Annotated in this window: 9 protein-coding genes; 6 read left to right on the top strand and 3 right to left on the bottom strand. The window is 69.2% G+C overall.

All coding sequences use genetic code 11. The features are described from left to right. Positions 1-183 precede the first annotated feature (183 nt). The 3 genes from AB0G35_RS21510 to AB0G35_RS21500 all read left to right on the top strand — a co-directional run bounded on the left by AB0G35_RS21510 (position 184) and on the right by AB0G35_RS21500 (position 4,432). Complete coding sequence (locus AB0G35_RS21510; protein WP_360951768.1) at positions 184-1,035, top strand: arpA protein; 852 nt, start codon at positions 184-186, stop codon at positions 1,033-1,035. A gap of 256 nt (positions 1,036-1,291) precedes the next feature. Next, positions 1,292-3,043 (top strand): choline/carnitine O-acyltransferase, encoded by a 1,752-nt coding sequence (locus AB0G35_RS21505; RefSeq protein WP_360951765.1) that lies wholly within the window; start codon positions 1,292-1,294, stop codon positions 3,041-3,043. Positions 3,044-3,841: 798 nt separating this feature from the next. After that, positions 3,842-4,432, top strand: a complete 591-nt coding sequence (locus tag AB0G35_RS21500) for a hypothetical protein (protein ID WP_360951615.1) — start codon at positions 3,842-3,844, stop codon at positions 4,430-4,432. 127 nt (positions 4,433-4,559) lie between these two features. On the opposite strand, the gene AB0G35_RS21495 is transcribed toward AB0G35_RS21500, so the two are convergent. Next, a complete protein-coding gene (locus tag AB0G35_RS21495; RefSeq protein WP_360951612.1) occupies positions 4,560-5,426 on the bottom strand; it encodes a DNA-formamidopyrimidine glycosylase family protein in 867 nt (288 codons plus the stop codon). Between the two features lie 112 nt (positions 5,427-5,538). Between AB0G35_RS21495 and AB0G35_RS21490 the strand changes: the two genes are divergently transcribed. Both AB0G35_RS21490 and AB0G35_RS21485 read left to right on the top strand, forming a co-directional pair. Further along, positions 5,539-8,163, top strand: a complete 2,625-nt coding sequence (locus AB0G35_RS21490) for an MFS transporter (protein WP_360951609.1) — start codon at positions 5,539-5,541, stop codon at positions 8,161-8,163. Beyond that, on the top strand, positions 8,156-8,350 hold the full coding sequence (locus tag AB0G35_RS21485) for a hypothetical protein (RefSeq protein ID WP_360951606.1): 195 nt from the start codon (positions 8,156-8,158) through the stop codon (positions 8,348-8,350). The genes AB0G35_RS21490 and AB0G35_RS21485 overlap by 8 nt, the downstream gene beginning before the upstream one ends. 929 nt (positions 8,351-9,279) lie before the next feature. On the opposite strand, the gene glnA is transcribed toward AB0G35_RS21485, so the two are convergent. Then, complete coding sequence (gene glnA, locus AB0G35_RS21480) at positions 9,280-10,689, bottom strand: type I glutamate--ammonia ligase (protein WP_360951603.1); 1,410 nt, start codon at positions 10,687-10,689, stop codon at positions 9,280-9,282. A gap of 294 nt (positions 10,690-10,983) precedes the next feature. Here glnA and AB0G35_RS21475 point away from each other — a divergent pair, with 294 nt between their 5' ends. Then, positions 10,984-11,451 carry an RDD family protein gene (locus tag AB0G35_RS21475; RefSeq protein WP_360951600.1) on the top strand — a complete coding sequence of 156 codons (468 nt, stop codon included), beginning with the start codon at positions 10,984-10,986 and terminating at the stop codon, positions 11,449-11,451. Between the two features lie 318 nt (positions 11,452-11,769). Here the strand turns inward: AB0G35_RS21475 and AB0G35_RS21470 are convergent, their stop codons facing one another. Next, positions 11,770-12,480, bottom strand: coding sequence for a DUF4191 domain-containing protein (locus AB0G35_RS21470; RefSeq protein WP_360951597.1), 711 nt, complete (start codon positions 12,478-12,480; stop codon positions 11,770-11,772). Between the last annotated feature and the right edge of the window lie 9 nt (positions 12,481-12,489).

The raw sequence follows: 12,489 nt of genomic DNA, 5'->3' as shown, positions 1-12,489 counted from the left end.
AACGAGTTGACGTGAAACAACGTGCAGCAACGTGCAAAGACGTGCAATGACGCGCCATGACGGGGACGCGTGCCGCACCCGGGTGCCCGCACGCGTGTCCACGCCCGCGGAGAGGAACGCATGAGCACCGTGAACAGCCTCAGCACCGCGCACGACCCCGCCACCGCCACCGCCGCACCCCCCATGACCCTCGACGAGGTGGTCGACACCGGCCGGTACCCCCTGGCGGACCCCGACGGCCCCGAGGCACAGGCCGTCGTGTCCCGGGCCCGGCACGAGCTGGACACCCTCGGCTGCACCGTCCTGCCGGACTTCCTCCACCCCGCGCAGCGCGAGCTGCTCCGGACCGAATGCGCCGACCTCGCCCCGCGCGCGCACTTCGACGTCGAATCGGTCAACGTGTACAACATTGCGGTCGACCGGACCCTGCCGCCGGGCCACCCCGGCCGCCGGGTCTTCGAGCGCGGCAACGCCTTCGTCGCCCGCGACCGCATCCCGGCCGACGCCCTGATCAGCCGGCTCTACGCCCACCCCGCGTTCCAGCACTTCGTCGCCCGCTGCTTCCGCCTGCCCCGGCTGTACGAACTCGCCGACCCGTACTCCGCGCTCGTCCTCAACGTCGTCGAACCGGGCAAGGAACACCCCTGGCACTTCGACACCAACGAGTTCACGGTCAGCATGCTCACCCAGGAGGCCGGATCCGGCGGCGACTTCGAATACTGCCCGAACATCCGGTCCGCGCAGGACGAGCACTTCGACGACGTCCGCGACGTCCTGGAGGGCCGCGGCGAGCGGCTGATCCACCGCCTGCCGCTCCGCCCCGGAGACCTGCAGTTGTTCAAGGGCCGCTACTCGCTGCACCGGGTCAGCCCGGTACGGGGCGCGGCCGCACGCCACTCCGCGATCTTCGCCTACAGCGAGCGCCCCGGCGTCATCGGCAGCGTCGCCCGCACCCGCCAGCTCTTCGGCCGGGTCGACCCGGCACACCTGGCCGCCCAGGGCCGCGCGATACGCGGCGACCAGCTGCTGGACTAGGGACGCACCACCCCGGCCCGGAGTGTCAGCCCCAAGAAGTGTTCAAACCCCGGCGCCCCGCCCCGCCCGCGAGCACGCTCGGCGAGGAAGAAGGAGCACCACCGGGCTCACGGCATCCCGCCCCCGCACCGCACCGACACCCGAATCGAGAACGTACGTGACTGAGCGTCAGGCGACCGCAGTGGACCACCCGACCGAGGAGAGCAACGAGAACGCCACCCCCGCCACCTTCGCCCTGGAGGACACCCTCCCGCGGGTGCCGCTGCCCTCCCTGGAGGAAAGCTGCGAGCGGTTCCTCGCCTGGTGCCGGCCCCTGCTGACCGCCGGCCAACTGGCGCAGACCGAGGCGGAGGTGGCCGCCTTCCTCCGGCCCGGCGGCCCCGGCCGGGTGCTGCACGCCGCCCTGGAGGAGTACGACGCCACCGAAGGCGTGCACAGCTGGCTCGACACCTTCTGGCCGTACCGCTACCTCGGCCGCCGCGACCGCATCGCCCTCAACGCCAACTTCTTCTTCCTCTTCCAGGACACCGGGCAGTCACCGCTGGACCGGGCCGCCGGCCTCATCGCCGGCGCCCTCCACCACAAGCACCGACTGGACCGGGAGGCCATTCCCCCGGTGATCCAGCGCGGCCGCCCGCAGAGCATGGAACAGAACAAGTACCTCTTCTCCACCACCCGCATCCCCGGCCTCGAACAGGACACCGTCCGCGCCCCTTACACGGACGAGTGGCCCGGTCCGTCCGACGCCCGCCACATCGTGGTCTTCTTCCAGGGCCGCATGTACACCCTCGACGTGCTCGGCCCCGACGGCACCCCGCACTCCCTCGGCGACCTGAAGGCGGGTCTGCGGGCCGTCATGGACGCCGCCCCCGGTGCGGAGCCGGACGCCCCGGTCGGCCACCTCACCACCATGGCCCGCGCCGAATGGGCCGCCGCCCGCGCGTCCCTCCAGGCCCACCACCCCGACAACGCCGCGGCCCTCGACACCGTCGAAACCGCCCTCTTCTGCCTCTGCCTGGAGGACTTCGCCCCCGCGGACACCCAGGAGGCCTGCGACGAGCTCCTCTACGGCGACCGCGGCAACCGCTGGTTCGACAAGGCCGTCTCCTTCATCGTCTTCGCCGACGGCCGCGCCGGCATCAACGTCGAACACTGCGAACTGGACGGCACCACCATCCTCAGCTTCGTCGACGCCCTGCTCACCACCCCGCCCGAGGAACACGCCCGCCTCTCCGGCGCCCGCCCCCAGGGCGCCCCCACCCCGCACCCCCTCACCTTCCACCTCGACGACGCCCTCCGCGCCCAGGTACGCTCCGCCGCCACCGCCTTCGCCCAGTACGGCGCCGACACCGCCACCCGGACCGTCTCCTTCGACGACTTCGGTGCCGACACGGCCAAGTCCCTGGGCGTCTCCCCGGACGCCTTCGTCCAGCTCGCCTACCAACTGGCCCACCACCGCGCCAAGGGGCACCTGGGCGCCACCTACGAGTCGATCGCCACCCGCCAGTGGCGCCGCGGCCGCACCGAGGCCATGCGCGTGGTCACCCCGGAAATCGTGGACTTCGTCGCCACGATGCAGGACCCGGCGACCGACCCCGCCACCCGCCGCACCGCCCTGCACACCGCCGCCCGCGCCCACGTCACCCGCGCCAAGGAATGCCAGGCCGGCGACGCCCCCGAACAACACCTCTGGGAACTCGAACTGATCCAACGCCGCCGCGGCCCCGAACTCGGCATCACCGAACAGCCCGCCCTCTACCGCACCCCCGGCTGGCTGATCATGCGCGACGACTACCTCAGCACCAGCTCCGCCCCCTCCACCCACATCCAGTACTTCGGCTTCGGCTCCACCAGCCCCCGCTGCATCGGCGTCGCCTACGTCCTCCTCCCCGACCGCTTCCACCTCTACCTCTCCACCCCCCGCCCCGTGGCCGCCCCCATGCACGCCTTCGCCGACCACCTCCGCGAGGCGGTACGGGAACTACGGGAGCTGCTGGCGTCGGGCTGAGCAATTGACGCGTGGGGCTCAGCCCCGGAGACCCTCAGACAGTGGCGACGCCCGAAGGCAGGGCGTCGCCACGGTGGGACACAGCTGAGCTGTCTCAGGCTGGGAGGAGTGAACTGAGTCACCGCTTGGCGAAGGGCGACTGCGAGTTGCCCATCCCCGAGGCGCGAGGGATCCTGCTAGAGGGAACACCGCTTTCTTTGGGGGTCTAGCTCCTCGTTCTCGCCACGATCAAATGAAGGCGAGAACGGGAATTTCCTTACCTGACGTTACAGTCGGTTCTCGCTTCCAGCGTCCGTATATGTGGCACTTTCCGTCAAGCTGCCTGACGGCTCTCCCGTGCGGCGAATTGGTGAATTGAGTTGTTCTCCGTGAATCGAGGCAGCTATGTTGTGTTTCGCAAGGAAGGTCAAGGCCTCCCTGGCCGTGGCGGCATTTGCGCTGGCGACCAGCCTGTTCTCCGCAGGTCCCAGTGGTTCGCTGGACGTTGCGTCCCCCTCTGCTTCACCTCCATCGGTCGACTCCAAAGCGGGTTGGCAGAAAGTTCCGTCGTCGATTGCTCAGGGGGAGAAGTTCCAAGTAACTTACGTATCCGGTGCCTGGACCGTCGATTACCGCAATTACCCTCGCGTGGGACCTCAAGGGTACTCGTACAGGACGGATAAGAGGATCTACCAGCCCTGTAAGGCTGACGCCAGTCAGCCGTACGGGAAGCTTTTGGGGCGTATTGGGGAGAGGGGGCAGGTCTTCCCTGTGGGGTCAGGGGGCACCTTCACGGCCCGCCAACAGGGCACGCTGTTCTTGCGCATCAATGATAGAGATGCGTGTCTCGGGGATAACGCGGGTTCGGTTGACGTGGTCGTGGCGGAGAGTGATACAGATGTCGTGCACCCGCTATCGGTCCAGGATTTTGACGCCTACTGCAAGGATCAGGGATTCGGGCAGGGTGTCACGACCATCGGTGAGGATGCGTACTCCATACGCTGCAAGAACGATGACGGCAGCCTGCAAGAGTTCGCCAATGACGAAGAGATTCACAACTTCGTCGAGGGTGTGTGCGGGGCGACTTACCCGAATCGCAATGCAATCGACCGGCTGCGGACCATGGCGGATACTTACAGCGCATGGGAATGCATGGATAGCGTCTCCTATGCTGGAGTTCCGGACCTGGAAGGTTGGTGCGAGGCCAAGGGGCTCAATCTCCTTGCCTCAGACAATGCCAAATATGCGGCGTATCGTTGGTTCTGTGTGAACTCCGACAGATCGCGCGTAGAGGGTATCCCCATGGATCAGGTCTGCAAATGGCAATATGGCCCCGACGCGCTTGACCGTTTGGCCAATGCCAACGCCACAGAAGTAGGTGACGCGTGGGATTGCAGGTACGTGAGATAGCAGAGCGTTTGCTTGGCATCTCCCGCCGCCGGCCGCCCGGCGGCGGGGCCTCGTATGCGGGGCCTCGTATGAGGCGGGCATGGCCACTTCATGACGGACATGGCTACTTCAACCATGACGGGCAGCGCTACTTCAACAACCGCGACAGCCGCCGGTCGGCGAGGGGTTTGCCCCCGGTCTGGCAGGTGGGGCAGTACTGCAACGACGAGTCGCTGAACGACACCTCGCGGACGGTGTCCCCGCAGACCGGACAGGGCTGCCCCGCCCGCCCGTGCACCCGCATCCCCGTCCGCTTCTCCGCCTTGAGGTCCTCCGGCGCCAGCCCGCGGGCCCGCTCGACCGCCTCGCCCAGCGTCGTCCCGATCGCCGCGTACAGCCGCGCCACCTCCTCGTCGGACAGCGCGTCGGCGAGCTTGAACGGTGACATCCGCGCCGCGTGCAGGACCTCGTCCGAATAGGCGTTGCCGATCCCGGCCAGTACGCTCTGGTCCCGCAACACGCCCTTGATCTGCCGCCGTTCACCCCGGAGCATCCCGGCGAAGGCCGCCCGCGTGAAGTCGTCACCCAGCGGATCGGGCCCGAGCCGCGCGATCCCGGGCACCTCCCGCGGGTCCCGCACGACGTACAGCGCGAGGTGCTTCCGACTACCCGCCTCCGTCACGTCGAACCCCGCCTCACCCGGGGAGATCCGCACCCGCAGGGCCAACGGCCCCTTCCCCGGACGCGGCGGAGCAGCCGGCAGCTGCTCCCTCCACCTCAGCCACCCCGCCCGCCCCAGATGCATCACAAGAAACAGCTGCTCCCCGGCGTGGAGCGCGAGGAACTTCCCGTACCGCCCCACCCCCTCCACGGTCCGCCCCTCCACCGCATCCAGCCCCGGCTCATAGGTCTTCAACGCAGCCACCGCAACCAACTGCACCCGCCCGACGGCACACCCGACCAGCCGCCCCTCCAGGAACCCCCGCAGCGCCTCGGCCTCCGGCAATTCAGGCATATCCCCAGTCTGCCCCGGGGCCTGGCTCCGGGCCACACGGCCCCGCGCCCGGGAAGGGAGAAGGAAATGTGAATCCGGTACGGAGGCCCGCAGCGTGGATTACGTTGCCCCCGTGGACCAGTTGATCTCATCGGACCCGACGCACATAGGTCCGTACCGCCTGATCGCCCGCCTGGGCGCCGGCGGTATGGGCCTGGTGTATCTGGGCCGTTCCGAGGCCGGGCGGACCGTCGCGGTCAAGGTCGTCCAGGACGAGCACGCGACGCATCCGGAGTTCCGCCGGCGCTTCGCCCGCGAGGTGGCGGCCGCTCAGCGGGTGGGCGGCTCCTGGACGGCGGCCGTGCTCGACGCCGACACCGAGGCCGCGGTGCCCTGGGTGGCGACCCAGTACATCCCGGGACCCGACCTGACCACCGTGGTGGCGGACGACTACGGGCCGTTGCCCGAGTACTCCGTCCGGGTGCTGGCCAACCGCCTCGCCCGCGCCCTGCAGGCGGTGCACGAGGCGGGCCTGATCCACCGGGACCTCAAGCCGTCCAATGTGCTGGTGACGGTGGACGGGCCGCGCGTGATCGACTTCGGGATCGCGCGGGCCATGGACAGCCTCGCCGGGGACAGCCTGCACACCCGCACCGGCATGCTGATCGGTTCCCCCGGCTTCATGTCGCCCGAGCAGGTGCGCGGCCTCGAACTCACCCCCGCCAGCGACGTGTTCTGCCTGGGCGCCGTGCTCGTCTACGCCGCCACCGGACGCCTGCTCTTCGGCGCCACGGAGACCGGGCTGAACGCCCACCTCTTCCGGATCGCCGAGGAGGAGGCCGACCTGTCCGGCGTACCGGAGCCGCTGCTCGACCTCGTACGCGAGTGCCTCGACAAGGACCCGGTCGAGCGGCCCACCCTCCAGCAGGTCGCGGCCCGCACCGAGGCCGAGGCGGAGGGGGAGTGGCTGCCGGGCGCGGTACTGGCCCAACTCGGCCGTCACGCGGCCAAGTTGCTGGACTACGCACCCGAGACGGCCGTGGGCACGCCCGGCGCCGCCGCCGTCGGTGCACCGGTGCCCCCTGCGGACCCCCGCCTCCCGGCCGGGCAGCCGCAGCCCCCGGCCCCGCCGATGCCCGGCTACTCGCCCACGGCCCCGGCACAGCTCGTCCCCCCGCAGGGTTTCGGACCACCCCCGGGCGCGGCCCCGCACGCCTGGCCCCCACCGGCCTCCCCGCCGAACCTCGACGATTCCCCGCCCCCGCACCCCAGGCGCTGGTGGGGCCTGGCGGTGGCCGCTCTGGTGCAGCTGTTCGTGCTGTTCGACGCGACGTCCCTGCACATGGCGATGCCGGTCGTCATGGCCGACCTGCACCTGCCCGCCGACGGCCTGAACGCGCTGTTCACCGCGTACGGACTGGCCTTCGCCGGGCTGCTGCTGCTCGGCGGGCACCTCGCGGACCTGGTCGGCCGCAAACGGATGCTGTTCACCGGGCTGGCCGGCTTCGCGGTGGCCGCCGCGTTCGGCGGAACGGCCTCCACCTCCGGCATGCTGGTCGCTTCCCGCGCCCTCCAGGGCGCCTTCGCCGCACTGCTGTCACCGGCCGTACTGTCCCTGGTGGCGGCCAACTTCCCCGACCCGAAGGCACGGGGCAGGGCCTTCGGGATCTACGCCACGATCGTCGCCGGCGGCTCGACCCTGGGCCTGCTCACCGGCAGGTGGCTGCTGGAGAGCCTGAGCTGGCGCTGGTGCCTGTTCGCCGACGTCCCGCTCGCCGTGATCGCCGTGATCGGTGTGGCCACCCTGGTCCACGACCGCCCGCTCCGCGCCCGTCGCCGCCTCGACGCCCCGGGCCTGCTGCTCGGCTCCAGCGGCATCGTGGCCCTCGTCTACGGCTTCCAGCAGACGGGCCCGCGCGGCTGGGCCGACCTGCTGGTCCTGGCCCTGTTCGCGGTCGGCGTCGTCCTGCTCCTGGCCTTCGCCCTCTGGCAGCGCAGGACGTCCGACCCGCTCCTGCCGCCGTACGCCACCGGGGACCGCACCCGCCTCGGCGCACTCCTGACCCTGTTCCTGACCGGCGCGGGGACCCTCGCCCTCTTCCCGACCCTGACGGCGTACCTGGAGAACTCCCGCGGCTACTCCCCGAGCGCCACCACCACCGCCCTCCTGCCCACCATCGCCGCGATCCTCATCGGCTCCACCCAGGTCTCCGCCCGCCTGCTCCACCGCGTACCGCCGCGCCACCTGATCGCGCCGGGCCTCCTGCTCACCGCATGCGGCCTGTTTATCCTGACCCGCCTGGAGCCGGACAGCGGCTACGTGGCCGTGGTCCTGCCCGGCACGGTCCTGGCCGGCCTCGGCCTCGGCATGGCCCTGATGCCGCTCTACTCCCTCGCCACGGGCGGCATCGCCGCCCCGGACTCCGGCGGGCTCGCGGCAGTGGCCGGCACCACCAACGAGGTGGGCGCGGCCCTCGGCACCGCCCTCTTCAGCAGCACCTTCGCCGCGGCCGTCGCCGCCCGACTGGACGCCGTCCAGGGCCTCCCGCCGGCCCTGGGCGCCGCGGCCCGCAGCGGCCAGGTCATCAGCCCGGCCGGGCTCCCGCCGCAGTTGGCGGAGATGATCAGCAAGGCAACGGTGGGCGGCTACACCGACGCCCTGTGGTGGTCGGCCGCCCTCACCCTCCTCGCCGCCCTTGCCACGGCCTCACTGATCAGGCCCACCACCCCGACCCCCCGCGGAGCCGGACATGAGTAGGTACGAGAGCTACGACGACGAGCAGCCCGCCCCGATCTACTCGTTGCCGGAAGAAGGCGACCGGGACGAGGAGGACGCCACCCTCGGGGAGCGGCAGGAGAGCGGAGACCGGGACCTCCACTACGAGGAATGGCGCCCCCACGACCACAGCGGCCCGTACGGCCAACGACGTCGCCGCCGGAACTGATCCCTTGCCGCCGTAGCACTCCTGCCGCGCACCGCTGTTCCTGCGCCGCCAAGGACCAGGGCGCGCCCCCCGCCACGGATTCCCACTCCGGAACCGCCCCCTCACGACGTGCTTCTCCCCTGCGGCACGGGGCACCCGAGCCGCCATATCGCCGGCAATTGCCGTAGGCATATGCCTTTCTCCCAATGACCACAAGGCCGCTCGCCGCCGGCACGGAGGGAACCAACGGGCGGTCAGTTCCGTTTCAACCAACAGCAGAAGAGCGCTACATTCTTCTGCAGTGGGCCTGCCGGCCCACTGTGGATGTCGCTATTGACATCCAGTCAAGGTGGAAGCCGCCTTCCGGGTACCCCGGGAGGCGTACTCGGTGTCACATTGCCTGATCACGCTGGAGGTTGTCGTGAGAGGTCCCTGAGCTGTGATCGATGTGCCTGACGGGGCATCATGTCACCTGGATCCGGGGTCGGTTGACTCACGAGATCCACTGCACGGCGAAGTGCCTGCAGACCATTTCACATCAATTGGAGGAATTATGTTGAGACTTCAAGGGAGTAAACCCCATGAGTGCACCCGATATCGAACTTAAACGATCCGTCCATCGCTCTCTCATCTGGTCCCTCGTCATCGCTTTCGTGATTTCCTTGTTCGCGGCACTGTTCACGGCGTGCGTAGATCTTGCGGCAGGGGCTCACATAATGGAATCCGCGAAAAGCGCATGGGGCGCCTTTTGTGAGGTGGCAACCCTATGCCTGCAGGGCTTGACTGTTTTTTGGACTGTAAAATTGGTAATCATTTTCAAGGCGTGAGTGCTTCCTAGACGCAAGGGCCCGGCGCGGACGCGCGCCGGGCCCCTTGCGTGTGTTGACACAAAGACGAAAGGGCCGCCACCCGGGAGGGGTGGCGGCCCTTTCGGCGGACCTCGGAGGATCTTAGATGTCGTAGTACAGCTCGAACTCGTGCGGGTGCGGCCGCAGCTGGATCGGGGCGATCTCGTTCGTGCGCTTGTAGTCGATCCAGGTCTCGATCAGGTCGGCGGTGAAGACGCCGCCCTGCTGGAGGTACTCGTTGTCCTCTTCCAGGGCGTCGAGGACGGCCGGGAGGGAGGTCGGGACCTGGGGGACGCCCGCGTGCTCCTCGGGGGCGAGCTCGTAGAGGTCCTTGTCGATCGGCTCGGCCGGCTCGATCTTGTTCTTGACGCCGTCCAGGCCCGCCAGGAGGAGGGCGGAGAAGGCGAGGTACGGGTTCGACGACGGGTCCGGGGCACGGAACTCGACGCGCTTGGCCTTCGGGTTGGAGCCCGTGATCGGGATGCGCATGGCCGCGGAGCGGTTGCGCTGGGAGTAGACCAGGTTGACCGGGGCCTCGAAGCCGGGGACCAGGCGGTGGTAGGAGTTCACCGTCGGGTTCGTGAAGGCGAGGAGCGAGGGGGCGTGCTTGAGGATGCCGCCGATGTAGTAGCGGGCGGTGTCCGAGAGGCCCGCGTAGCCCTGCTCGTCGTAGAAGAGGGGCTCGCCGCCCTGCCACAGGGACTGGTGGACGTGCATGCCGGAGCCGTTGTCACCGAAGATCGGCTTGGGCATGAAGGTGGCGGTCTTGCCGTTGCGCCAGGCGACGTTCTTCACGATGTACTTGAAGAGCATCAGGTCGTCGGCGGCGGCCAGCAGCGTGTTGAACTTGTAGTTGATCTCCGCCTGGCCGGCGGTGCCGACCTCGTGGTGCTGGCGCTCGACCTGCAGGCCGGCCTTGTCCAGCTCCAGGGAGATCTCGGCGCGCAGGTCGGCGAAGTGGTCGACCGGCGGGGCCGGGAAGTAGCCGCCCTTGTAGCGGACCTTGTAACCGCGGTTGTTCTCCTCGGAACCGGTGTTCCAGGCGCCGGCCTCGGAGTCGATGTGGTAGAAGGACTCGTTCGACTTGGTCTCGAAGCGGACGTTGTCGAAGACGTAGAACTCGGCCTCCGGACCGAAGAACGCGGTGTCCGCGATGCCCGTGGAGGCGAGGTAGGCCTCGGCCTTCTTGGCGATGTTGCGCGGGTCGCGGCTGTACTGCTCGCCGGTGATCGGGTCGTGGATGAAGAAGTTGATGTTGACCGTCTTGTCCCGCCGGAACGGGTCCACGCGAGCGGTGGAAAGGTCGGCGCGCAGCGCCATGTCGGACTCGTGAATGGCCTGGAAACCGCGGATCGAGGAGCCGTCGAACGCCAGCTCGTCGGCCGGGTCGAAGGCCGCTGCCGGGATCGTGAAGTGCTGCATCACACCGGGCAGGTCACAGAAGCGGACATCGATGAACTTCACGTCCTCGTCCGCAATGAACTTCTTGGCCTCGTCGGCGTTCTGGAACATCCAACTCCTCCTAGCCCGGTCACCGGTCGGCGGACGCGGGATTGCTACTCGGAACGCGACCAGTGCGGTGGCGCGCTCGCCCGACCATAGGCAGGCGGGATTTCCCAAGCATGACCCATTTGTTTCGCCGAGGTTAACCGCCGCGCGGTCCTCTTTACCCCCCAGTGTGCGCCAATAAGAGGGATTGCGAACCCGGTGGTGAGGCCGGGTTTCTGCCGCCGTCAGGGGCGGTCCGCCTGCGCGGATACCGGCCCTCCAGGAAGGGAACGTATGCGGTCCCAGTACCGTGGACGGGTGGACAACAGGCAAGCAATCGGATCGTGGATCTCCGGGCCCCGCGCGGCAGCCGAGGACATGGGCGTCGAATTCGGATACCGCGGGCAGCGGCTCGGGCTGCCGGAGGAGGGGCCGGGATCGCTCGCCCGTCCCGGGCGCCGGTTCGCCGCGCTCTTCATCGACTGGGCGCTGTGCCTGCTGGTCGCCTACGGGCTGCTCAGCGGCGGCCGGGCACAGGCGGCGAGCAACTGGGCACTGGTGGTCTTCGCGGTGCTCAGCGTGCTGACGGTCGGCACGGTCGGCTTCACACCGGGCAAGCGGCTGCTGGGCCTGCGGGTGGTCGCCGAGGGCGGCGGCCGGATCTCGCTGCCGCGGGTGGTGCTGCGGACGCTGCTGCTCGTCCTCGTCATCCCGGCTGTCGTCTGGGACCGGGACGGCCGCGGGCTGCACGACCGCCTGGCGCGTGCCGTACAGGTCCGTATCTAGTCGGAATCCGGCCAGATCGGAATCCGGCCAGAGGTCAGACAGGTCCGCATCCGGTCGGCGGTCCGGATCCAGGCGTCTGGACGGACACGAACACGCCGGACGGACGGGACCTGCCACGCGCACGCCGGGTGAACATGCACACCCCGCACGGACCTGACACGCACGCCGGGTGGGCACGACACCCCGGACGGACCCGACACGCGCGCCGGACGCATCCGACACGCCGGACAGACGTGACACGGGTGACGGACCTGACACGGGTGGGGCCCGGGACCGCGACGGTCCCGGGCCCCACCCGTATCGGTTCAGAGTCGGCGCTCAGCGCATCTTGCCGCCGCCCTTGGGCATCCGCATGCCCTTCGGCATCGGACCCTTCGGTACGGGCATGTTGCTCATCAGGTCGCCCAGCGCGCGCAGCCGGTCGTTGACCGCGGTGACCTGGGCACCGGGCAGGACCCGGGGGAGCTTCAGCAGGGTCGTGCGGAGCTTCTTCAGCGGGACCTGGCCCTCGCCGTCGCCCACCACGATGTCGTGGACCGGGGCATCGGCGACGGTGCGCGCCATCCGCTTCTTCTCGGCGGCCAGCAGACCGCGCAGACGGTTCGGGTTGCCCTCGCCGACCAGCACGATGCCGGCCTTGCCGACCGCGCGGTGCACCACGTCCTGGTTGCGGTTCATGGCCACCGCCGGGGTGACCGTCCAGCCGCGCCCGACGTTGTCCAGCACCGCGGCCGCGGCACCCGGCTGGCCTTCCATCTGCCCGAAGGCCGCACGCTCGGCACGCCGTCCGAAGACGATCGCCATCGCCAGGAAGGCCAGGACGAAGCCCAGGATTCCGGCGTAGACGGGGTGGCCGATCGCGAAGCCGATGGCGAGGAGGACGCCGAATACGACGATGCCTACACCAGCGACGACAAGACCGACCTTGGAGTCGACCCGACGGGTCATCTTGTAGGTCAGGGCGATCTGCTTCAGCCGCCCGGGGTTCTCAGCGCCGGCAGCGCCGTTGGTTTGTGCCTTCCTCGCCATACAGCGAAG

The sequence above is a fragment of the Streptomyces sp. NPDC021749 genome (assembly GCF_040640655.1).
Lineage (GTDB): Bacteria > Actinomycetota > Actinomycetes > Streptomycetales > Streptomycetaceae > Streptomyces.
This window is presented reverse-complemented; position numbering and strand designations above follow the sequence as displayed.